Genomic DNA, 23,939 nt, shown 5'->3' on the forward strand with positions numbered 1-23,939 from the left:
TTCAGCAAACGGGATCTCCAGCACCGGATCTACCCCTACCTACTTCGAGGGCTAAACATTACTCAGCCCGACCAGGTTTGGAGTGTGGATATCACGTATATCCGGATGAAGCAAGGCTGGATGTACCTCTACGCCATCATGGATTGGTATTCTCGCTTCATTGTGGATTGGCAATTGGATCAAAGCCTTGAAATCGGGTTCGTATTAGAGACTATGAGAAGGGCGCTAGCCAAACGCAAACCCGCCATTATTAACAGTGATCAAGGGAGCCACTTTACCAGCCCACAGTACACAGATTTGCTAAAGGAGAACGAAATCCGCATCAGCATGGATGGCAAAGGCCGTGCAAAGGACAACATCGTTATAGAACGGTTCTGGCGTAGCCTGAAGTACAATGAGATTTATATCAACGACTATACTAGCCCGCGAGAAACGAGGCAAGGTGTGGAACGCTATATCCATCTACACAACCACTACTTACCACACCAGTCATTGGATAACCATACACCAGCTGCTGTGTATAACCGGGATGTTGTACTGTTATCCACATGTGAATAACAGTAGCGGTGTTCGTCAAGAAAGTTGTCTTATATTTATATCTAAACTTAAAAAATCCTACCGCGCTTCGCTTGCTGCCCTCTTCATAAAAGATTCGTTCTAACGAACCAATCTTTTATGAAGAGGATGAAATTTTACCAACATTTCAGCGCTTTGGGGTGATCTTGGGTGTAGGAGGAAACCATTTCTCCCACGCCTTCGCTTATACTATGTCCTCCACCTGTGGACAATATCTAATTGGCGCTATTCCCCTCAATTTCCATACAGGAAGAGGAGATCAAGACCCTTGTATTATAGAAATATCTAAGTAATTTAATCTTGTATACACCTTAATTTTTCAAAAAAACTGTCTTGACTTCTTGTAGCACCATATAATGCCTTTTCGCTTATTCACTGAAGAATCCATCTATTACCACCTCGATTGTTTAAGAAAGATAAGAGGAGGAGTTTTGTTCCTCCTCCTATTCTTTATTGATTTGCCATCTTATCATTGACAGTTTGCTGAATTTTCTTCAATTGATCTTTAATAGCTACTTTACCTTGAATCATATCCCATAACGAGTTATCGATTTCACCAAAAATGTAGGAATATCCAGGGTCTGTTACAATTGTAATCGCTTTTTGGCCTTTGTCCGTTTTTAATAAGAAAGATTGTGGCATTTTTGTGTATTCAGTATTATTCAGCATGTCAAGAGCTGTTGGGTTTGCACCTGATTTAATCCATTCTGTTTGGTTGTTACGTAACCAGTCAATGAATTTAACAGTAGCTTTAACTTTGGCATCGTTACGATCTTTGCTCTTAAATAAGGCAAATTGGTCAGCACCGCTTCCTTGAATAATTTTGTTCGCATCCCATTGAGGTGTGAACGTTTCTCCCCAAGTAAAATCTTTAATTTCTTGCATTGTGCTTAACATCCAAGTTCCTTCAGGCATGAAAATGATTTTACCGGTTTTAAATAATTTGGTTGTGTCTTCACCTTTTTTATTCATATAGCCTTGGTCAAGCAATTTCTTAAATTCTTCAACTGTTGCTACAGATGTTTCGTTGTCAATGGTTGGTTTTCCGTTTTCAGAGAATTTTCCGCCCATTTGCAAATAAAGATTACTAAAGTTTTGCATTCCCCAGCTAAAGCCCATCGCAAGAATGCCGTCTTTTTTAGCAGCAGCGCCTGCTTTTTCGATTTCCTCATAAGTAATGACACCATCATCAGCTGCTCCCGGCACATACTTGTCAACTAAATTTTTGTTGTAATACATAACCCATGAGCCTAAGGTAGCCGGTATCCCATACTGTTTGCCTTTAACAGTACCAACATCCCATGCAGCCTTAACATATTTATCCGCAGAAATACCTGTTCCTTTTAAATATGGATCCCATGAATCAAGAACCCCTTGGCTGTTATATGTAGCGACATTTTCGGATGCAATTAGGGCAACGTCAGGTACACCTTGGCGAGAACGTGCGACAGTTGCTAATTTATTATTAAATGCATTGCCCTCTATCCGAACCATTTTTACTTTGTACTCTGGGTTTGTTGCATTGTATTGATCAATGTTTTTCTGAACTAAGTCCCCATCAGGACCGGTCATACTTGTCCATAATAATATTTCTTTTTTGCCAGTATCTTTTGAAGTAGTGCTCTTACCGCCATTGCTGCAAGCCATTAAAACAACGGATAATACGATGATCACCGACAATAGCATAGAAAATTTAAATTTCTTCACAATTGATTCCCCCAATTGATTTTTGGTATAAAACGCTTTCATATTACTTTAAATCTATTTTTCTCTCATTATAGGATGGGCCATCTACTTTTAATTTGCCATCTTCAAAATATAATCGATCAATATTCATTTGTCGGTCACCACTAGGTGCCTGTGGGTCAGTATGTGTGTGATAGATAATATATAGGCTTTTACCGTCAGGGCCCATCGTTACGCTATTATGTCCAGGACCCGAAATTCCATGTTTTAAATCTTTTGCAAGAATTGGATTTTCTTTTGCTTTTTTAAACGGTCCCATTGGACGATCTGAAACAGCATAACCAACAGCATAATCCGAGCTGGCATAATAGTTTGCCGAATACATTAGATAATATTTTTTATCATATTTTAACAGAAACGGTCCTTCATTCCATTGAAAGTCTCCCGCTAAGCCTTCCCACTTTTGATCAGGCTGAAGCAGCAACTTTGGTTTTCCTAGGACTTTGGTTAAATCTTGACTCATTTTCTGAACGTAGATCTGGCTCACATGAATATTATTAATGATATTTTCGGAGTTATCTTTTACATAATATAAATATGGCGTTCCGTCGTCATCAATAAAAATATCACCATCAATAAAGGAACCTTCTTGTTTGATGATTTGAGTACTGATATCTTTAAAAGGTCCTAATGCATTTTGGCTTGTAGCAATCGATATCTGCAGGTGGCCATTATTATCGCGAGCACTGTAGACCATATAGTATTTCCCATTATGTTTTACTACTTCTGGTGCCCAGAAATCCCCTGTTGCCCATTCACTCGATTGTTGAGTGCGATCATATGCAAGGCCTTTTTCCTCCCAATCTACTAAATTGGGAGATTGCCAAACCCTAAAACCGATGGTGGCTGCAGAGGTAGCATACATATAATAGGTATTCCCATCTTTCAAGACAAAAGGATCTCCAATATTGGTGATACCGCCAACAGGATTTTTATATACAATTGTTTTGCCCTTTTGCATAAAATTCCACACTCCGACTCCAATGACTAGCAATAAGATAATCAAAGCGATTATACTTACCATCTGTTTTTTTGATTTTATGCTGCCCATTTCCCTCCTCCTGCGATTTAAAAATAGAGCTTACTTTTCACGAAAGATTATTGGAGAGCTTCTTAACCAATATCCAACTTTCCTTTCTGCAAAAAGTAAGAAGGTTACCTCACTAAACCCAGTCGCATGACAAGATCGGTCTCGTAATTGCCAAATTTTCGCCCGAATAGATTGATTCCTCCGTCATTCACCGCATCCGGCTTGACACCAATTCTTACCGAAATAAACGGGACTTGTTCAATTGAAAGTTCACCTATTGAAACATCTGAAATCGAGCGCCCATCAATAAAGGAACCATGATCTGTAACACGCCAAGTTTTTAAAAGACCGAATTGCGTATTTACTTCACCCCACCAAGATGGTGTTAACACACCCCGTTCTCCGCCAAAATCACCTGGACTCGGCCCATGTCCCTACCTCAATTCCATTAACCCAAAGTGTAATGTCCGATGGCCAATCGAGATTGTGCAAAGGGGCTTCGGAACAAATCTCCATTGATAACTCAAGATTATTCACCTTTGCGCCACGCGGCGTCCTGTTTGGAAAACGGTATTCAACATATCCCTGCCGAAACCAAAGTAATTGGGCGTCTGTTCTCTCTGGTTCCAGGAATGATCCTGGATCATCAAATTCTCCAATAATCTTGGTTTCACTCAAAAGTCCGCAAGTGGGAGTCACATGAAAGTCAAAAAAATGTCCGATTGGCATTGGAATTTCGATAAAATCCTTCTGCTTTTCTTGTTCTACTGCAATTGTTTCAATAATTATTCGACTAAATACTGCAGCACAGACCTTTTGCGTTCCTCTTGTTCCGGGTACCATCTCCGTTCGGATCAATTCGGCATCTTCCAGCTTCTTAATATTTACAGCAGCCGTAGATGGCGGGATGTTAAACATTTCAGCGATTTCGATCACATTCATAGGTTTTTCCAACAACTTTTTAAAAATTGCCACGCGTAAATCCGTTGATAATGCTTTGGCAATCTCCACAAAGTTATCCAGATTTGTTGTAAGAACTCTTGTTGCAGTTTCAGTATTAGTTGGATCGATTTGAAGTTTTGACATAAAATCACTCACCTACGAAGAATTGAAATACTTGAATTGTTTACGCTTTCATCTTAACAAATATCAAAATGTCTGTCTAGAGTTTCAAACAACTTTTTTTAAATGATTAGTAGTTTTTTGTTTTTATTACATGATTCTCCCTATAAATCAGCTATTTTCACATAAATTACTCGTTTTTTGAGATATCACTATGAAAACAAACAAATATTATTGTTCGAAAACAATCTACTTTTTAGAAGTTTACTATGAAATACAATTAGATCAATGGATTTTACACCAAGAACCTTTTGTGGAAAATAAAGAGGAGTGCGGGATCGTGCTAAAAAATCACTTTGTTGCCATTGGGATTTGACTAAAGACACAAAAAACATGCTCAGAAACAAACGTTCTGAGCATGTTTAGTCATTTCAAACAACTTTTATTATTCTATTACTCTTCACTTAGCATGTAACCAACACCACGAATCGTTTTAATATCTGTATGGTACCCGAAAGGCTCCAGTTTTTTGCGTAAGTGATGCATAAATACTTCGACAATGGCAATCGTTGTGTCCGAATCAAAGCCCCAGACCCGATCGTATATTTGTTCTTTTGTTAATATGGCACCTTTATTTTGAATTAAAAACTCGAGCAGCTCATATTGTTTGGCAGTTAGTTTGATTGGCTGCTGGTCGACCAAAATGTCACGTTCTTTTCCCAAAAGTTCAATTCCGCGGTATTGAATTGTTTGATTGGTTGTCAGACTGCCACTTCTTCTTAGTAATGCACGGATCCGCGCTTTTAACTCAGCTGCCTGAAAAGGTTTCGTTAAATAATCATCCCCTCCGGTGTCAAGCCCCTTTACCCGGTCCTCCAATGAATCTCTGGCCGTTAAAAATAGCACCGGTATTTTGGAGCCTCCTTCGCGAAGCGTTGACAATACCTCAAAACCGTCAATTTCAGGTAGCATAACATCTAAAACCATTGCATCATGGATATTTTGCTGGGCTAAAAATAAGCCGTCTTCCCCGTTTGTCGCCTGGTCGACCTCAAATTCATCGGATAACAGCTGAATAATCGATTCAAGTAATGGTTTATTGTCTTCAACAACTAAAAGTCGCATCTATATCGCCCCTTTAAAAGCAATTATATCGAAAACAAAGCGGCCGCCGCTAGGCGATCGCTTTGTTTTTTTATTCGTAACGCAGCGCTTGGATTGGGTTTAATTTTGATGCTTTATTGGCTGGAAACACGCCAAAAACAACTCCGACAACAAGCGAAAATAAAAATGCCAGCAAGATGACGGAGGATGAGAAAGCAACTGTTACACTTAATGCCGATCCAAGAACTTGGCCTAAACCAATCCCAAACAATACTCCGATTAAACCGCCCATCGAACTTAACACTATGGACTCAATTAAAAATTGCAGCAGAATATCGCGACGTTTTGCCCCGATTGCTTTGCGAATTCCGATTTCTCTCGTTCGCTCTGATACAGAGACAAGCATAATATTCATGATGCCAATACCACCGACTAATAAGGAAATACCAGCAATTCCACCTAGCATCATTGTCATTGTCTGCGTTACCGAACTCATTGTATTCATTAAATCCTGCTGATTAAACACGCTATAGGAATCCGTTTTATTAGGAAAAAGAGTGGCCATTTCCCGCTCAACTTCTGCCATGACCATATCCATTTGCTGTTCGTTTTTCGCCTGCAGATAGACTTGATTGATGCTTGTTGTTTTCACTAATCGCTCAGCCGTACTTAACGGCACAATGACAACATCGTCACCGCTTTGTCCTAATGATCCACCCTTTGAAGCCAATACGCCGACAATTTTAAAAGAAACTCCGTTTAGCTGGACTGATTTGCCAACTGGATCCTCGCCAGGGAAAAAAGTTTGAGCGGTTGTTGAGCCGATAATGGCAATTTTTTGCCTGTACTCAAGATCGATATCCGATAAAAATCTTCCGGAACTGACTTGCGTATTTCTGACAGTCTCGTAGTCGGCGTTTGTTCCCATCAACGATACTTGTGCAGTTGTTTTATTTTCTTTCACGCTGACTCGTCCGGAAACAACCGGCGAAACGGCTTTTACGCCCGCTAATTTACTGATTTTTTCAAGCTTTGCTTCCGTTAAGGAGAGATCGGTTCCAAATGTATTAATCGTGAGTAAATTAGTGCCTAAATTAGTAATTTGGCTTGTTACATTCTTCGTGGAGCCTTGGGCAATGGAGACAAGCACAATGACGGAAGATACGCCGATAATAATACCGAGCATAGTTAAAACAGCTCGCAACTTATTGCTTCGAATGCTGCGCAACGCCATTTTAATCGATTGGAAGATTGCCAATTGGTTCACCTTCATTCTCGAACAGCTGCCCATCCTGGATGCGAACCATTCGTTTTGCTTGTTTGGCAATCGCCAAATCATGGGTGATTAAGATAATGGTATGGCCTTGTTCATTCAAGCCTTGCATGACTTCAAGAATTTCAAGACTCGTTTTACTGTCCAAAGCCCCAGTTGGTTCGTCAGCAAGAAGAATCGACGGCTTGCTGACAAGGGCTCGGGCAATGGCTACCCGCTGCTGTTGACCCCCTGACAACTGTGTTGGCAAATGGGCTGACCGATCTTTTAGTCCTACCTTTTCGAGCGATTCCATTGCCAATTTGCGCCTTTCCCTTCCGGACATACCGCTATAGATCAGCGGCAGTTCCACATTTTCAAGGGCAGTAAGCTTCGTGAGCAAATTGAAGTTTTGAAAAATAAATCCGATTTTTCGGTTGCGAATCGTTGCCAACTCATTATCATTCATCCTGCCTATTTCTTTTCCATCCAATAAATACTCACCAGAATCCGGACGGTCAAGACAGCCGATCATATTCATCAAAGTAGATTTCCCAGAGCCCGACGGACCGATAATGGCGAGAAATTCCCCTTGGTCAATCGTGATGGAAACGTCGTTTAATGCATGCACAGTTTCGCCGCCAAGACGATATGACTTCATTAAGTGATTAATGTGAATCATCGACGTGGTCATCCGTTTCCACCTCTTCCACTAATACCGGTTTTATTTCCGCCACCGCCGCCAAGCCGATTTAACCGATTGACACCACCGCCAAATCCGCCTTGGTTGAACCTCCCTTGAGCACCATTCACAGTTGAATTTGTTGCCAGCTGAGGTAAACGAACCGTTTCCCCTTCGGTTAAACCTTCCGTTATTTCCACATAATCTTCATTGGCAAGCCCTGTTTTGATAATTTTCCGTTGCTGCATTGCACCGGTCTGTTCAGTAGTTCCCGCGGATGCTAACAAGACAAACTTTTGGTTGTTTGCTGTGTGAACGGCCTCAAGTGGAATATAAAGTGCGTTGTCTTTGCTTGCTGTAAGAATACTTGCCTCTGTACTCATACCTACTTTTAAGTTTTGAGATTGATCCAAGCCAATTGTAACATCAAAAGTTGACACACCGTTTGTTGTCGTGCCTTCATTAGCAATGGCCGTCACTTTGCCGGTATAAGATTGGTCGGGATAGGCATTCACTTTAAGCGTGGCAGTTTGGTTTAATTGAATTTTTGGAATGTCAAGCTCATCAATTTGAACGACTGCTTTCAAATCACTATAGTTCGTTAAATGGGCAACGACTTGCCCTGCGGTTACTCGCTCTCCAGCTGAAACGGTGATTGTTGTAATGACACCATCGGCAGGGGCGGTGATCGGACTACTTCCATCTGTAAAAGTAATCAGCTCGTCCCCTTTTTTTACAGAGTCACCCGATGAGACAAGTACTTCAGCGATAGAGTTATTGTTGAGGGGCGATTTAATGTCCTCACTTGTGATGGGCTGAATCGTCCCCGAACCGCTAACTTTCACCTCTAATTTTCCTTTTTGGACAGTTGCTGTTCGAATTTGGACAGGGACCTGCTTTGCACTTGATTTCGAAGTATACCATTGATAGCCGCCAAACCCAATTACCATAACTGCAATAATGGTAATGATCCACTTCTTCATTCTCCTTTTCTCCTTTTCCATCCATGGTGAACCCACAGAACTTTTGTTTTTCATAAGATAAACAGATTATGAAGGAGAATTCTTAATTTTTCCTTAAGGAAATGCACACCAAAAGGTTGAAGGGTTTTCTAAAAAATTTTTCGACACACACCGAATGAACGGTCACTATTTTGCTTTTTCACAAAAATATTTACTAAAAAAGTCCATATTCCGATAATTTAAATTTTTTAAAAATTAGTTATATTTAGAGGAATTCTTGTCCATATTGATGGTAACGGTTACTTACTTCGCGGCAAAATATGCTGGGACGATTACGGTGGAATCAAAGTTTACAGATATAAATTTACGAAAAACGGAGGAATTTTATTTCCATATGAGATACGCTAAACTAGTTCAATTCTTAATGATTTTTTGTTTATTGCCGATTTTCACTTTTTTCCCTCAAGAGCAGCAAACAGCCTATGCAAATGCAAATTTATCCAAGGTCACAGTTATTGCGGCTAATCTTAATGTACGGGAAGATGCAGGTCTTTCAGGCAAAATCCTTGGGCTCGTTCACCTGGGAGATACATTTGAAGTCATGCAAGAAAAGAACGGGTGGGATCAAATTAAACTTACAGATAATCAAACAGGTTGGGTGAGCAATCGATATGTCACTTCGGCTAAAAATATTGAAGCAACAGTTGAAGCCAATGCTTTAAATGTCCGTGAAAAACCGACTGTTTTAAGCAAAGCGATTGGTCAATTAAAGCAGGAAGAAAAACTAACGGTCGTGTTTGAATATGGAGGCTGGGCAAAAATGGAATCCGCTTCCGGCATCCAAGGATGGGTAAACACATCTTACATTAAAAAAAACGGTGAAAAACAACTGACTTCCGGCACTTCAGCAACCAATGTAACGATCGAACATCCAGCACCAGCCGAAAATATGGCAGTGCTCAATAGCGAAAAGTCACTTAAGGGAAAAACCTTTGTATTGGATCCGGGTCATGGCGGTGTGGATGGTGGAACAAAAAGTGTTGCGGGAACATCCGAAAAAACTTTAACCTTGGCAACCGCCCAAGCAGTTAAGCAAAAACTGCAAAATGCCGGCGCTAATGTCATTCTTACCCGGACATCAGATTCTTTTGTGCCATTGCAACAACGGCCGTCCATTTCAAAGGAAAACCATGCAGATGCATTTATTAGTTTTCATTATAATTGGGTAGATGATCCTACAGTGAATGGAGTGCTTGGTTTTTACTACCGACAAACAAAAGATAGTCTTTTAGCTTCGACTATTTTAAACGAAGTTGCCAAATCGACAGGGTTAAACAATGATGGGTCAAAATTCGGCAACTTGGAAGTTTTGCGTAATAATTCGCAGCCCAGCACGTTGATCGAACTAGGATTTCTTTCAAATCAACAGGAAGATGCGATTGTCGAAAGTGATGCTTTCCGCGAAAACGTTGCTCAAGGGGTATATCATGGATTACTTGAGTATTTCCAGTCAAAAAACAACTAAAAAAGATAGAAAATCCCCTTCTTCCGTTTAAAACGGAAGAAGGGATCGAGTGTGTTAGTATTGCCAAACTCTTTTGTTGTCTTTTCTCTTTGTCCATCCGAGAGCATCCAGTTTTTCTAAAAATGGAATCATGTATTTTCTTGATAGGCCGAGAATTTCTTTGGCAGATCCTACTTCAAACTCGGCATCTGTCTTATTGCGCAGCGTTTCAACAGCATGCCGAAAATGATCACCAAAATAGGCGAACTGATCATCCAGTGGAACGATCTCTTCTTGGTTTTCGAAATATCGCTTTAAGTCACCAGCGATCGTCTCTGGTATCCCGGCTTTGTCCAAGTAGTCCTGAAAAGGTCGAACCTGCAATCCGTCCTTTTTCAAATCCGCCAGCATATTTTCCGCCCGCTTCTTCCAATTATTTGGGATATGAGGTTCGAAGCTTGCCAGTGATACAAATTGGCCATTTCGATTAAACTTGCCGGTTGTTATCCCATTTTCGACAACATAGTCAAGCAGTGGACGTGGGAAACTTTTTTGCAATACCTGCAACAATTCAGCTTTATTGATCCCTAATTTCATCGGACTCATATGATGAAAACTATGTAGCCGATCTACTAGATCCTCTTTGATGGAGAAAACCAATGTTTTTAAGGTATATTCTTTGGCATTGTAGCAAACGAAATCATCATCCTTCAATGCAGCTCGTAATGTTGGCTCATCTAGGGAGGTTTGCTTCATTAAATCGCCAATGGCAAGTGATTTCTCCTCATAGAGGGCAGCCGTTATTCGTTCTTTTGGAGAACCTTCTTTCTTTTTTTCTAATTCTTCAATTGTTTTATTTCCAAATCGGTATTTTGAACCATTTGGATCAATCACCCATCCGCCGCCGATTGTTTCTTGCGGACTCGGCCTGCGAATAATAAATCGATCGCCGCGCTTTGTTAAAATCTCATCTTCAAGGCGAAACTGACAAAGAATTTCGCCGCTTTCCTCCTTCAATTCATTTCGGTCAAAGAAAACGATTCGGCCCATTACTTCAGCTGTTCCTATATGCAGCTTGATCGGCATCCGCTGCTTCACCATATAATCTAGATCTTCCACTATACGAATAGCAACATCAATTGTTCTCGTAACCACAAAATTTTCAGAAGAAACGAGGACATCGCCCCTTTCTAAATCCTCTTTGGAAACTCCTGAAAGATTGAGAGCAGCTCGCTGACCGGCGAAAGCTTTTTGGGCGGGAAGATGATGCACCTGAATTTGCCTTACCTTAACTTCCCTTCCTTTTGGCATTACGAACAACGTTTGGCCTTCTGTTACGGCTCCTTCGTAAACTGTTCCGCGCACTACTGTCCCTTGCCCCTTTACAATGAATACTTGATCAATGGGCAGACGAAAATCTCCTTTTGCATCCCGCATTTCCTGACCTTTTAATGTTTGGATAATCCTTGTTTTCAATTCATTGATGCCCCTGTTGGAAAGGCTGTCAACGAGGACAACCGGTGATTGTTCAAAAACTGTCCCTTTCAGTTCATCTAAAATATCTTCTTGAACGAGTTCGATTAATTCTTCTTCTACGCGATCGATTTTTGTAATCGCAATGAATCCGTTTTTAATTCCTAAAAATCCGAGAATTTCAAGATGCTCTTTTGTTTGCGGCATGACCCCTTCATCAGCAGCAACAACAAGCACCACGAGATCGATTCCTGCGACACCGGCTATCATCTGCCGGATAAAACGTTCATGTCCGGGAACATCGATCACCGATATTTGAATGTCCTCATCTTCATAGAGAGGGGCAAACCCAAGTTCAATCGAGATTTGCCGTTCCTTTTCTTCCTTTAAACGATCGGTGTCCACATGTGTAAGCGCCTTTGTTAAAGACGTTTTTCCATGGTCAATATGACCCGCCATGCCAATCGTAAAATATCTTTTATCCAAATTTGCCACCTGCTTCATCCTTGTTTCTTTTTTACTGTAGCTTGAACATGGCTAATATTCAAGCAAACGAATTTCCATTCGGAAAACAGCATCCAAGCGATCGACTTTGTCATTACTTTTAACCTAGCTCAGGCGATAGTTTTTGCCATTTTTTCCGCTGTTTGTGATCTGTAACTACCGGGAATAATTCAATTAGACAAGCCAGATTTCAAAATTTCTTCTTACTCAAAATTATTTTTTTGAGCAAAAACATACACAAACAACTCAAAATTTAATATAATGGTTTTAGAAAGTTGCACTAGGGAAACAAATATTGACTAACGAACAAACCTTGCAACAACGAAAATCAAAGAAAGGATGGTGTCCCAAATGGGCCAAACCGATTCGATTGCAATTAAACGAGCCCGAAATGCCGAAAACAGAACCATCTCGGCCGCACGAGATGCCATTAATGGCAAAGTTAAAGGTTTCCGCGCTCTTCTGCCTTTTCTTGGACCAGCGTTTATTGCTTCAATTGCTTATATAGATCCAGGAAACTTTGCAACCAATATCCAAGGCGGCGCCAGCTTCGGCTATAAATTGCTTTGGGTAATCATCCTTGCCAATCTGATGGCTATGCTTTTGCAAAATATGTCCGCTAAACTTGGAATTGCAACAGGGAAAAACCTTCCGGAAATTTGCCGGGAACATTTGCCAAAACCGCTGACCTATTTAATGTGGCTTGTTTCCGAATTAGCAGCAATGGCCACCGACCTAGCTGAATTTTTGGGTGCAACCCTTGCATTAAATCTGCTATTTGGAATTCCGATGATATATGCAGTTATGATTACAGGGATCGTCACCTATCTGATTTTAATGCTGGAAAGGTACGGTTTCAGACCGCTGGAAAAGTTCATTGCAGCGTTTGCCATGTTGATCGGCCTTAGTTATTTAGTTGAAACGATATTGTCGAAACCAAGTTTTACTCAAGTTGCTTATCACAGCGTTGTTCCTTGGCTTGGGAATAATCAAAGCATCATGCTTGCTGTTGGGATTATCGGTGCAACCGTCATGCCGCATGCCATCTATTTGCACTCTAGCCTGACTCAAGGCAGGATCATCCCAAGGAATGATGAAGAAAAATTAAAAATTCAAAAATTCAGTACAAAAGAAATTTTAATCGCAATGACACTTGCGGGATTTGTCAATTTATCAATGATGTATATGGCAGCATCAGTGTTTAATGCGACTGGCAATGAAAACATTGCAGACTTGAAAACAGCTTACCATACATTAACACCGCTTCTAGGTTCCGCCGCAGCCAGTGTATTTTTGATTTCCCTGCTTGCATCCGGTATCTCGAGCTCTGTCGTAGGTACAATGGCTGGTCAAGTAATCATGCAAGGCTTTGTCGGATTTACCATTCCTATATGGGTGCGGAGACTAGTCACAATGCTGCCGACAGTTGTCATTGTGGCTATGGGTACCGATCCAACGCTAACGCTTGTCATTAGTCAAGTAGTTCTAAGCATTGTGCTTCCATTCCCGATTATTGCCCTAATTTACTTTACCCAGAAAAAAGATTTAATGGGCGTATTAACAAATAAGAGGCATGTAACGATTTTATCATCTGTGTTTGCTGCTGTGATTCTAAGTTTGAATGTCTGGTTAATTATTCAAACATTTCTTGGCTGATTGATAGTTAAATAGACTTTTGAACAGGAAGCGAGTCAAGCAATTGATACGCTTCCTGTTTTTTTATTTTACTTTCGAAAACATGCGGATAAACAAACCGGGTTCAACTTCTACATCCCCTACAGCTTGATAGCCATTTTTCAAATACAGCTTGATCGCAGGGATGTTGTCTCTACCCGTTGCCACATTTATTGCAGTTGAATCAGCAAACTGGCGATCTATATAACGAAGTAATTGCTGACCGACACCTTTGCGGAAGTGGTTTGGATGCACAACCAGCCTGCATATGGTTAAGGATTTTTCTTCCTGTATAATTGAAATGGCAGCTGCCAATTTTTCTCCCACAAAGTAACCAAAAAATAGTTCGCCACAAGCTTGAAACTGATCGAACGATTCGTTTAGCGGCGGTATGTTCTTCGTGCTAAGATATTCCGCCTCAACCAAATAGGCCGCACGCTGCAATTCGTATAATTCTCGAACTAATTTGTTATCATGCCGTTCGATCAACCGAATCACGTAACATTTCCACCTCTTTTCCTTTCCTTGAACATACTTATTTGTTTATTAATTGGAAAAAACAAACTGTGTGCGGCTTCCGGTTTGTCCTGCAATGACTTCCAGCCGGGCATCAATTCGTTCCTTTAGTTCGGGGACATGTGAAATAATACCTACCAAACGGCCGCTGCTTTGGATATCCATTAACGTTTCAATCGCTTGATCAAGTGACTCTGGATCTAGAGTTCCAAATCCCTCATCAATAAACATTGTTTCAAGTGAAACCCCGCCAGCATAATTTTGTACGACATCAGCAAGACCCAGCGCAAGTGCTAATGCCGCCTTAAAGCTCTCACCGCCCGATAATGTCTTAACATGGCGCTCCTGTCCAGTATATTGGTCAAACACCAGCAACTCTAATCCACTTTGCACATTTCCTTTTGAACGGTCTTTTTTCCGCAGCAGGAAATAGCGCCCAGATGTCATTTTTTTCAGCCGCCCATTTGCTTCCATCAAGATATCGTCTAAAAAGGCAGCCAACACAAAACGTTCGAACGTCATCCGATACGTATTTTGACCTTTTGCCATCTCATATAGATGGCCGATTAGCTGGTACCGTTCCTCCAGTTTTTTCAACCTGGCATTTATGGTTTCGATCTGCTTATAGATTGATTCATTCGCTTGTTTTTTGATGAGCAGATCGGTTCGTTTATTGCTGAGTGATTCCACTGCCAGTTTCTGTTCTTCTATAGATTTTTTTAGCCCCTCAACATCTGGCACCTCAATATTTTGCAAAAGGTCGGTTAATTCGATAAGGCGATCGGAAACAGAACGTAATTCTTCACGAAAAGCTTGAATTTCGCTTTCAAGCTTTTCCACCTCCTGCTCACTCCGTTTTGACTGCTCGTAGCTCGCAAAATTGGCAAAACCTTGTTCATCCAGTTGGTTTTTAAACACTTGTCTTTCTGTATCGAGCTCGGATTGTTTTGCCATTAAGCGATTTTGGGCATCTGCCAGCCGCGCTGTTTCGGCTGCTTGTTGCTCTTTTACCGTCTGCCACTGTCTCTGGGCTGTTTCAAGTTGTCTTACAAGGGTTTCATGAACCGATTTGGCAGCGGCTAGCGCCGTTTCAAAAGCAGGCACTGATCGCAATCTTTCCGGAATTTGCTCTCTCATTCGCAATAAATCGGTTCGTTTTTCAGTGTATTGAACCGTTAATTCCGTTACTTTCTCAGAAAACTTATGAATCGATTGCTGTAGCTCGGTTTTCATTTCGTCCAGACTCGACAATTCGGCCTTTATCTTGTCTAGCTGTTTCAATTGCTGTTGTAACCGTGCTTGCTCTTTCTCTAACTCTGAAATGAAAGCTGTTCGTCGTTCCTTTTCTTCCTTTAAATATTCCGGTTCAAAACCGGGATTTTGCAAACGAATTTCCATTAGAAGGTCGGTTGCTGCTTCCCTTGCGCTTTTTTCTTCTGATTGGCATTCGTAAAGAGTTGATTGTGCCTGCGCCTTTTCTGTTTCAAAGCGCTGTACTTGAGCTTTGGCGGCTTGTAAATCTTCTTCTGCCGGAACAATTCCATCATGAACTAAATTTGGAGATGGATGGTGCACAGAACCGCATACGGGACATTCTTTTCCTTTTTCAAGCCTTTGAGCTAGCAGTGCGGCCTGACCGGAAATCCAAGAATGCTCCATATCTTCCATCAGGATTTTGGCATCGTAGAAGGAGGATTCAGCCTTCTCAAATCGGCCAGCAGCATGCTTCAAATCGGTTTCCTTTTGATGATGACGTATTTTTACCTTTTCAAATCGGGTCAATTTTTCTAATTCCGTAGCCAACTTCTCTATTTTTCGCTCATTTTCAAAAAATACAAGCTGCCCCTGTTCCATTTCCACTTTCTGCGCTTGCTTTATTTTTTGATTTTCCTCCATTTGACGAAGCTGATCTTCTGCCATTTTATACTTCTCTTTTGCTTTTTCAAGCAATTGGGCTACTTGATTGGCAGCTTGTTCAAACGCGGCAAAGGAATAAACACCTTCCTTTATATTTTGCAGCCGAATAATTTCAGCAGCTGCTTCCTGACGCTCATTCTCCTTTTTTTGCTCCTGTTGCAGCTTTGAATGGGACTCGATTGAACGCTCTTCTAATGATTTAACCTTTGAAGAAATCGCTGCAGTTGATTGCGCGAGGTGGTCGGATTCTTTTTTCAGGCGGTGGCAAAGCTCTTCCTGTCGACCCAAAATCGCTGCTTTTTGGGCAAACCGAACCTGTTGCTCCTTCTCAGCAAAGGCCTCTTTCTGTTGCTCAAGCTTACGTTTTTTTAAAGTTAGCTCTTCTTTTGTCTGAATTTGCTTTAAAATTGCCTCTGCTTTAAAAAGTTGCTGGTTAAGCTGATCCTGCTGCGTTTGTTTTTCCTCTAGCTCAGATGTCAATTTAACAATCACAGCAGCCATCTCATCAATTTCTTCGTTTAAAAGTGGCAAAATGATTCCATCATTTACACTGCCTGCTTTCAAATAATCTTGAAGCTCATTACAAAAAATGGCCTGAATGCGGTGGATGGCTTCGTTTCGGGAGTTTAGCTGGTCTTCAACAGCTCTTTTTAATTCTCCAGCTTCTTCTTTTAATTTTTCCTCAATCAGCTTAAAAATCTGTGTATGAAAAAGGCGTTGGAGAATGCCTTCCTTATCCTTGCTGTCAGATGTGAGCAGCTTGCGGAACTCTCCTTGGGGAATCATTAGAATCTGGCGAAACTGATTGCTGTCAATCAACATTATTTCCTTTATTTTTTCATCGACTTCATTGATTTTTGTAGCAAGCAATTTTTTACTGCCCGAATCATCCCAGATATATAGTTCAGCCTTTGCGCCAGTCGTTGTATAACCTTCACCCTTTTCTTTTTTCCTTAGCTGCTGCGGTGCTCTCTTGATCGAATAGATCTTGCCACGCAGGGAAAAGTCAAGGGAAACTTCGGTTGCCAGGTCATCATTTGCAAATTGGCTCCGCAGCTCAGGTCCGTTGCGATCCTCACCGCTAGCTTTTCCGTAAATTGCGTAGCTGATGGCATCAAATATCGTTGTTTTTCCCGAGCCTGTTTTTCCTGAGATGACAAACATCGTTCGATTTCCAAGTGTTGTGAAATTAATCGTCTCCACTCCAGCATAGGGTCCGAACGCCTGGATCATTAATTTTATGGGCTTCATTTCACTTCCCCCTCTTTTAAGGCTTTTTCAATCACTTCCACCATCACTGCCTTTTTTTCTTCCGTGAACGTTGCAGTCGTCATTTCTGTATAAAACTGCTCAAATAATTCAAGTTCGGACTTTTTTTCGGAGCGGCCCGACGAAACGGATTGTTTCTTTTTTAAATCGATTGTTTCGATTTTCCGCTCAAGATGAAGAACGTTTGGGTATACTTGGCGTAGCTTATTAATCGGATCAAGCAGGGCGCCTTCGTCAAGCAGGTTAATTTTCAAAAAGTCATGCGTTTGTTGCTTTTCGTAAAAAGAGGGATCAAGCAGTTCTTCAAGATATCCTTCGATTTCCCTCATGTCGTGGGTTGGCTTTAGTGAGCGGCAACGGTGCTGAAAGCTGCCATTCTCATTCATTTCAATTATGGAAATAGATTTCTTCTGCTTCGCTTCTGAAAAAGAATACTTTAATAAAGAACCGGAATATTTCACTGTTTCATGACGAATCGCATCCGGGCTGTGAAGATGACCGAGTGCCGTATAGGAAAAAGGTGAAAATAGGTCTGCGCTGACACAGCCGGAACCGCCAACAGCAAGCGTGCGTTCTGAATCTGAGGTGGAGCCGCCAAGAACGAAAGCATGTCCAACAAGGACATTCGGTTCATGCGGGTTCAAGTTTTGCTCGATTTTGCCAATGATCGCTTTCATTGCATCTTGATGGGTGTGGATCGAGTCATCGTTGAGTATATCCCGGACAATTCCCGGTTCAGCGTAGGGAATGAGGTAAAAATTTACACCGTTCAGTTGAACTGGGGTTGGAATTTGTTCAAGCTTGCCGGTTAAATAAAACTGGCTGTGTCTATACCAGGAGCTGCCAAATGATAATCGCTCGGCGCTATCATGATTGCCCGCAATCGCTACAATTGGTGTCTCTAACTCAACATTGATTTTAAAAAGGATTTCATCCAGCAGGTTGACCGCATCTATCGGCGGTACGGAACGGTCATATAAATCACCAGCAATAATGACAGCATCCGGTTTCTCTTCTGCAACGACTTCGATAAACTGGTTCAACACCTCGCGCTGGTGCTCCGTCATATAAACTCCGTGCACCAATTTTCCTAAATGCCAATCTGCAGTATGAATAAATTTCATGCTTCCACCTCAATTTTCTTCATTGCTTATCCAATGTTACTATTATAGCAAAATTGTATTTTAAGGAGTTCTTGAAAATGAAGGGATTTCAGTTTTAGGAACATTTGTTCTATTAAATTGTAGCATAGAAGAGGATCTATTGGTAAGAAATTTGTGAAGTATTTGTGAATTACAAAATTCAAAATAAAACAACCCGGCCTAATTGACCGGGTTGTTATTCACTGGTTTCACAACCATTATTATTTCTTCGTTACGTTAGCAGCTTGTGGTCCACGAGCTCCTTCAACAACTTCGAAAGAAACTTCTTGGCCTTCTTCTAATGTTTTGAAACCTTCAGTTTGGATTGCAGAATAATGAACGAATACGTCGTTTCCGTCTTCAGCTTCGATGAATCCGAAACCTTTTTCAGAATTGAACCATTTTACTTTACCGTTTTTCATGTGAAAACTTCCTCCTATTGGCTTACGTCAAAGCCATGTGTAAAATTCACCAAATTACAACGTATATAGCTTTACTTTTCATTACCTCATCCAAACGTCGGTTAAACATTGAACAAGCTTGTTACATAAATCTAACACGTGCAACGGCTTCTTAAAATTTAACATTTTTTAGTTGGATTGTCAAGAAAGGATCATGACAAATTCTCATTTGTTCATTCTTCCGTTCCGATAGACGTTGAATGGATGACAACTCAAATCCTTGCTTCGAATTGATGGAAAAAGTGTGTCGTGAATTATTTTCCGACAAATTGAAGGAATAGAAGTGCAAGAAAATTGGAAAGTTAGCAGTAGGAAAAATTGAAGGGGGAAATAGACTTGACTGGAAGTCAACCTTTTCGGTGGAAACGTGCCCATTTGTCCACTTTAACTACTTCTCAGCTACATTTACGAAATCCGTGGATTCCTGCGTTCTTCTCCTTTTCATTTCCCGGCTTTGGCAATTTGATGCAGCAGCGTTTGCTAAAAGGCTTTATTTTAATTGGATGGGAAGTCTTTATTAATACAAAAGCAAAAGTAAACTTAGGTATTTTTTATTCACTCTTAGGTGAATTTGACAAAGCGAAGGAAGTCTTAGATGAAAGATGGCTGATTTTGTATTGCGGAATATATATGTATGCCATTTGGGACAGTTACCGGGCAACCGTTGATCTGAACAAGTTTTATCTTCTTGCCGACCGTGAAGATGCGCCAATCGAACCACTAAAACTCTCAACTTTTGACTTTAATTTTCTTGATAAAAGACAACCTGTAACTGCTTTGTGCTGGTCAATCATTGCCCCTGGGCTTGGTCATCTATACGTTCACAAAGTGTTAACAGGGCTGTTTATTTTCGCCTTCACCATTTTCCTTGTTTATCATTCACATTTGACAGAAGGAATTCATTATATGATGCTGGGGAATTTCACAAAGTCACGGGCTGTGATTGATATGCAATGGATGCTCTACATCCCCTCCATTTATGCCTTTATTTTTTACGATGCTTATGTAACGGTAATTGAAAACAATAAGCTATTCGAAAAAGCTCTATCCAACTATTTACGCCAGCATTACCAAGATTTACGGTTCAAATTTCCAATTTAGTCAGGTGGAATTTTATGCTTGCCATTGCAACGTTTGAAAACTCCCTTTTTATTGAATTAGCGATTTCGTCGATTGAACAAAATGGAATTCCAAAAGACCAGATTTCCGCTGTCCCGCTCGATAAACGAACAGAATCCAGGCAGCTTTTCGATACGATTCACCGGGCGGATGGCTTTAGTATGTTTGATGTTGCTGCCATTTTAGGAACTTGCTTTATGTTGCTTGGTGCCATATATGGGTATGTGCTGAAATGGGGACCGATTATTTGGAGCATTATCGGTGCTGTTGTTGGTGTGTTGCTTGGTTTCATCATTAAGCTTTTATTCATTAAAAAAAGACTGACTGGATCAAAACAGATTACTTCTGAAGTGATTCTGATGATTCGCTGTGATACCCATCAATGGGAAACCGTTGAAAAAATACTGTGGGATCATTTGGCTTTAGGTGTGGCGAAAGTGAAGCAATAAAATAATCTGTGAGCTTTTTCCTAATAGAATATTTTAAATGGAAGAAAGATCATAAAAGGCAGCAGAAATCCTGCCGCCTTTTTCGGTTGTTTTTATATTTATTCTTGTAATTTGTCTAGCATCGAAATGGTGTCGACAAGATGGTTATTGAAAATTTGCTTTGCAACCTCAAGCAATTCAACAATCATCGGATCTCTTAACGTATAGATGACCTTATTCCCATCTTTTGTTCCGGAAACAATATTTTTGGCCCGTAAAACAGTTAACTGCTGAGAAACAGCAGATCCTTCACTGCCAATTAATGTCTGAAGTTCATTTACGTTTTTATCTCCCTCAGCCAATAGCTCGAGGATTCGAATTCTTAGCGGATGTGCAAGGGCTTTAAAAAATTCCGCCTTAAAGCGCTGCATTTCAAGATTCAATCCATCATCTCCTTTACACTCTAATATGTTGGTGTCAGTTTCCTTGAGGTTTCAATCCCTTCTGATTGGGAGAGCTCCTCACATTCATGAAAAGCAAAATGCTTGCAGCCAATGCATCGACTCTTCTCTATTTTGGCAAGAGCAAAATCAAGCGCCTCGCCCGTATGGTCAAAGAAATGGTCTTCTCCGATTTTTTCGTATAAACCCGTTTTTTTCAATACCGTTTTCGGCTGCGAATTAACTCCAGATAAGAGTACTGTACCATTTTTTGAAAAATGTTTCACAATGCTTGCAAGATTTGCCTCGCCCGTTGTGTCCATCAAGGGTACTTTGCTCATTCGCAGTAAGAGGATTTTCGGCCGATAGTCGATGGCGCTCATAATCGTTTTCTCAAACGTCTGTGCTGCACCAAAAAACAGCGGTCCTTCAACATTAAAAATACTAATTTGAGGACAATCATGCGTATCTGTAACCATCTTAGTTTGCATCTTCTTATGTCTGTGTTCATGGTTTGGCAACGCTTTTTCCGTTATCATGACATCGCTCATCCGCTTTGCAAACAGGACAACAGACAAGGCTAAGCCTACCTCTACTGCGACAGTCAGCGTAACAAATACAGTTAATAAAAACGTCACTAATAAAACCAAAGAATCACTCGTCTTTGTTTTTAAAATATGAGAAAAAACATGGTGTTCGCTCATGTTCCATGCAACCACCATTAAGATTGGTGCCATGCTCGCTAACGGAATATACGATGCGTAAGAGGCAAAAAAAATCAAGACAAGCAGAACGACGATGCTGTGAATAACCCCAGATACAGGAGAAACAGCGCCATTTTTGATGTTTGTTGCCGTTCTTGCAATTGCGCCTGTCGCAGGAATCCCCCCAAACAATGGCGCAATCATGTTGGCAATCCCCTGACCAATCAATTCTTTGTTGCTATTATGTTTGCTGTTTGTCATTCCGTCAGCCACTACTGCGGACAGGAGTGATTCGATCCCCCCCAGCATTGCAATCACGAAGGCAGACGGCAAAAGCTTACTAATTAACCCAATATCGACTGTTGGCATGTGGAAATTCGGAAGAGAATTTGGAATTTCTCCATAACTCGTTCCGATGGTTGCCACTTGCCCCGGATAGAAAATTGTCGCAATCACAGTTGAAAGCACTAGTCCGATCAGCGGCCCCGGGATTTTCGGTGCGATTTTGGGTGTAATCAATACGATAACTAAGCAGAGGATGGCTGTTAACACACTATAGAAATTGATCGTTCCAACATGGAGGAAGATTTCCTTCATATTCAAAAAGAAATCTTCCTGTTTCTTTAAACCACTCAAGCCGAGAAAACTAGCGATCTGTCCGGTAAATATGGTGACAGCAATCCCCGCGGTAAAACCGATCGTCACTGGACGGGGAATAAATTTAATCAAGGTCCCCAACTTAAATAATCCCATTAACAGCAACAGGATTCCTGCTAAAAAACCGGCAATTAACAGATTTTCATACCCATAGGTCATAACGATTCCAAATAAAATGGGAATGAACGCACCCGTTGGTCCACCGATTTGATACCTCGATCCTCCGAACAGCGAAATCAAAATTCCGGCAACAATGGTGGTGTAAATTCCATACTCTGGCTTAACACCCGAAGCAATTGAAAATGCCATCCCTAAAGGGATCGCAATCACTCCAACAATCAAGCCTGAAAGAACATCCTTTCGAAAACTGCTTAAAGAATAATGACTGAACCTTCTGTCAAAGAACATAAGCACCCTTCTTACTCTGTATATTTGATTATTTGAATATATAGGATTATAAGTAAAGATGCAATATTTTTTTACAAAAATGTGAACAAAAATATTTTGTCTTTATCCCTCTAGCAAATGTGAAAAAAAGGATTTTTTACAACCTTGCTTTTAGCTAAGCAGCCATGGTATAGTATTTGAGCGATGAGCTGATTGTGTAAGCCGAATAACATTCCTTTTTGGAACACACAATGTGGAGTGTGGTTATTCGCCTCAATTTCGTAAAAAGCCGCTTGTTTTTCGAAACAAGCGGCTTTTCACTTGATCAATCCTATACAAATATAAGGTAGAGATTGCAAAATCCTAAATTAAAGTTAGCACTTTTTTAGCTAATCTTTTAAAATAGGTATGAAAGGAGTGGACAGGAATGAACAATCACGAAATTGATTACAAAATTTTTGGCGATGATATGCAGTTTGTCGAAGTTGAACTTGACCCACAGGAAACTGTTGTGGCTGAAGCAGGCAGCTTTATGATGATGGAAAATGACATACATATGGAAACGATTTTTGGTGATGGTTCTACTGGCGGCGGATTGATGGGAAAGTTATTCAGCGCCGGCAAGCGGATTCTTACGGGAGAAAGCTTGTTTATGACAACATTCACAAACCAGGGAAATGGTAAACGACATGTTTCATTTGCAGCGCCCTATCCCGGGAAAATTCTTCCAATGGACTTAAGTGAGCTTGGCGGCAAAATTATTTGCCAAAAGGATGCCTTCCTTGCTGCCGCGAAAGGTGTTTCAGTTGGAATTGAATTCCAGCGCAAACTGGGTACTGGATTCTTCGGCGGTGAAGGTTTTATCATGCAAAAGCTTGAAGGTGACGGCCTCGCGTTTGTTCATGCCGGTGGAACGATTATCCGCAAAGAGCTGCTACCCGGTCAGCAGCTTCGGGTGGATACTGGCTGTTTAGTGGCAATGACCAGCAGCGTAAGCTACGATATCGAGTTTGTGCGCGGTGTAAAAACAGCATTATTTGGCGGTGAAGGTTTGTTTTTTGCTACTTTAAGAGGGCCTGGTTCTGTTTGGATTCAGTCGCTTCCATTCAGCCGGCTTGCCAGCAGAGTGTTTGCAGCAGCAAGCCCTGGCGGAGCGAAAGACGAGGGCAGCCTGGCCCGCGGCATTTTCGATGTATTTGGCGGTGATTAACAAAAATCGTAAAGTTGAAAAGTAAGACTTTGAAAAGTCTTACTTTTTATGTTCTAGGATTTTAGTCCCTTCGAGAAGGCCGTGCTGCTTTTATGGCATTTTGCGCGTCATGGTGGCCCT

General features: G+C 41.0%; 21 protein-coding genes. 6 read left to right on the forward strand and 15 right to left on the reverse strand.

What is annotated here, in order from left to right; genetic code table 11:
• The coding region (locus ACQYAD_RS08595) for an IS3 family transposase (protein WP_430237254.1) at positions 1-558 on the forward strand (558 nt) is incomplete at its 5' end.
• Positions 559-1,026: 468 nt separating this feature from the next.
• Here ACQYAD_RS08595 and ACQYAD_RS08600 read toward each other — a convergent pair.
• From ACQYAD_RS08600 to ACQYAD_RS08635, 8 genes are all read right to left on the reverse strand, one after another.
• Complete coding sequence (locus ACQYAD_RS08600; RefSeq protein ID WP_430237256.1) at positions 1,027-2,283, reverse strand: ABC transporter substrate-binding protein; 1,257 nt, start codon at positions 2,281-2,283, stop codon at positions 1,027-1,029.
• Between the two features lie 43 nt (positions 2,284-2,326).
• A complete protein-coding gene (locus ACQYAD_RS08605) occupies positions 2,327-3,373 on the reverse strand; it encodes a glycoside hydrolase family 43 protein (protein ID WP_430237259.1) in 1,047 nt (348 codons plus the stop codon).
• 104 nt (positions 3,374-3,477) lie between these two features.
• Entirely contained in the window at positions 3,478-3,744 is a 267-nt protein-coding gene (locus ACQYAD_RS08610; RefSeq protein WP_430237261.1) for a hypothetical protein, read from the reverse strand.
• A gap of 19 nt (positions 3,745-3,763) precedes the next feature.
• Positions 3,764-4,438, reverse strand: coding sequence for an ArsR/SmtB family transcription factor (locus tag ACQYAD_RS08615; RefSeq protein ID WP_430237263.1), 675 nt, complete (start codon positions 4,436-4,438; stop codon positions 3,764-3,766).
• Positions 4,439-4,867: 429 nt separating this feature from the next.
• On the reverse strand, positions 4,868-5,539 hold the full coding sequence (locus ACQYAD_RS08620; protein ID WP_430237264.1) for a response regulator transcription factor: 672 nt from the start codon (positions 5,537-5,539) through the stop codon (positions 4,868-4,870).
• Positions 5,540-5,609: 70 nt separating this feature from the next.
• Positions 5,610-6,776: an ABC transporter permease gene (locus ACQYAD_RS08625; RefSeq protein ID WP_430237267.1), complete on the reverse strand. Its 1,167-nt coding sequence runs from the start codon at positions 6,774-6,776 to the stop codon at positions 5,610-5,612.
• Positions 6,754-7,464 (reverse strand): ABC transporter ATP-binding protein, encoded by a 711-nt coding sequence (locus ACQYAD_RS08630; protein WP_430237268.1) that lies wholly within the window; start codon positions 7,462-7,464, stop codon positions 6,754-6,756. The genes ACQYAD_RS08625 and ACQYAD_RS08630 overlap by 23 nt, the downstream gene beginning before the upstream one ends.
• Positions 7,461-8,435, reverse strand: coding sequence for an efflux RND transporter periplasmic adaptor subunit (locus tag ACQYAD_RS08635; protein WP_430237270.1), 975 nt, complete (start codon positions 8,433-8,435; stop codon positions 7,461-7,463). The genes ACQYAD_RS08630 and ACQYAD_RS08635 overlap by 4 nt, the downstream gene beginning before the upstream one ends.
• 256 nt (positions 8,436-8,691) lie before the next feature.
• Here ACQYAD_RS08635 and ACQYAD_RS08640 point away from each other — a divergent pair, with 256 nt between their 5' ends.
• Entirely contained in the window at positions 8,692-9,939 is a 1,248-nt protein-coding gene (locus tag ACQYAD_RS08640) for an N-acetylmuramoyl-L-alanine amidase (protein ID WP_430237271.1), read from the forward strand.
• A gap of 54 nt (positions 9,940-9,993) precedes the next feature.
• Here the strand turns inward: ACQYAD_RS08640 and selB are convergent, their stop codons facing one another.
• Positions 9,994-11,895: a selenocysteine-specific translation elongation factor gene (gene selB, locus ACQYAD_RS08645; protein ID WP_430237272.1), complete on the reverse strand. Its 1,902-nt coding sequence runs from the start codon at positions 11,893-11,895 to the stop codon at positions 9,994-9,996.
• Positions 11,896-12,246: 351 nt separating this feature from the next.
• Between selB and ACQYAD_RS08650 the strand changes: the two genes are divergently transcribed.
• Entirely contained in the window at positions 12,247-13,551 is a 1,305-nt protein-coding gene (locus ACQYAD_RS08650; RefSeq protein WP_430237274.1) for an Nramp family divalent metal transporter, read from the forward strand.
• A 63-nt stretch (positions 13,552-13,614) separates the two neighbouring features.
• Here ACQYAD_RS08650 and ACQYAD_RS08655 read toward each other — a convergent pair whose 3' ends face one another.
• The 4 genes from ACQYAD_RS08655 to ACQYAD_RS08670 form a co-directional block, all read right to left on the reverse strand.
• Complete coding sequence (locus ACQYAD_RS08655; protein ID WP_430237277.1) at positions 13,615-14,067, reverse strand: GNAT family N-acetyltransferase; 453 nt, start codon at positions 14,065-14,067, stop codon at positions 13,615-13,617.
• 48 nt (positions 14,068-14,115) lie between these two features.
• The gene (locus ACQYAD_RS08660; RefSeq protein ID WP_430237280.1) at positions 14,116-17,253 is read right to left on the reverse strand and encodes an AAA family ATPase; all 3,138 of its coding nucleotides are present in this window, start codon (positions 17,251-17,253) and stop codon (positions 14,116-14,118) included.
• Positions 17,250-18,395, reverse strand: a complete 1,146-nt coding sequence (locus tag ACQYAD_RS08665) for an exonuclease SbcCD subunit D (RefSeq protein ID WP_430237282.1) — start codon at positions 18,393-18,395, stop codon at positions 17,250-17,252. The genes ACQYAD_RS08660 and ACQYAD_RS08665 overlap by 4 nt, the downstream gene beginning before the upstream one ends.
• 239 nt (positions 18,396-18,634) lie before the next feature.
• The gene (locus tag ACQYAD_RS08670; protein ID WP_007083969.1) at positions 18,635-18,835 is read right to left on the reverse strand and encodes a cold-shock protein; all 201 of its coding nucleotides are present in this window, start codon (positions 18,833-18,835) and stop codon (positions 18,635-18,637) included.
• Positions 18,836-19,210: 375 nt separating this feature from the next.
• Here ACQYAD_RS08670 and ACQYAD_RS08675 point away from each other — a divergent pair, with 375 nt between their 5' ends.
• A complete protein-coding gene (locus ACQYAD_RS08675) occupies positions 19,211-19,975 on the forward strand; it encodes a hypothetical protein (RefSeq protein ID WP_430237283.1) in 765 nt (254 codons plus the stop codon).
• A gap of 14 nt (positions 19,976-19,989) precedes the next feature.
• The gene (locus ACQYAD_RS08680; RefSeq protein WP_430237285.1) at positions 19,990-20,442 is read left to right on the forward strand and encodes a hypothetical protein; all 453 of its coding nucleotides are present in this window, start codon (positions 19,990-19,992) and stop codon (positions 20,440-20,442) included.
• A gap of 98 nt (positions 20,443-20,540) precedes the next feature.
• On the opposite strand, the gene ACQYAD_RS08685 is transcribed toward ACQYAD_RS08680, so the two are convergent.
• Together ACQYAD_RS08685 and ACQYAD_RS08690 are read right to left on the reverse strand one after the other, a co-directional pair.
• Positions 20,541-20,864, reverse strand: coding sequence for an ArsR/SmtB family transcription factor (locus ACQYAD_RS08685; protein WP_430237286.1), 324 nt, complete (start codon positions 20,862-20,864; stop codon positions 20,541-20,543).
• Positions 20,865-20,884: 20 nt separating this feature from the next.
• Positions 20,885-22,630, reverse strand: a complete 1,746-nt coding sequence (locus ACQYAD_RS08690) for a SulP family inorganic anion transporter (protein ID WP_430237288.1) — start codon at positions 22,628-22,630, stop codon at positions 20,885-20,887.
• 406 nt (positions 22,631-23,036) lie between these two features.
• Here ACQYAD_RS08690 and ACQYAD_RS08695 point away from each other — a divergent pair, with 406 nt between their 5' ends.
• The gene (locus ACQYAD_RS08695) at positions 23,037-23,819 is read left to right on the forward strand and encodes a TIGR00266 family protein (protein ID WP_430237290.1); all 783 of its coding nucleotides are present in this window, start codon (positions 23,037-23,039) and stop codon (positions 23,817-23,819) included.
• Positions 23,820-23,939 lie beyond the last annotated feature (120 nt).

This window comes from Neobacillus sp. SM06 (assembly GCF_050496765.1).
Taxonomy (GTDB): domain Bacteria; phylum Bacillota; class Bacilli; order Bacillales; family Cytobacillaceae; genus JAEVLT01.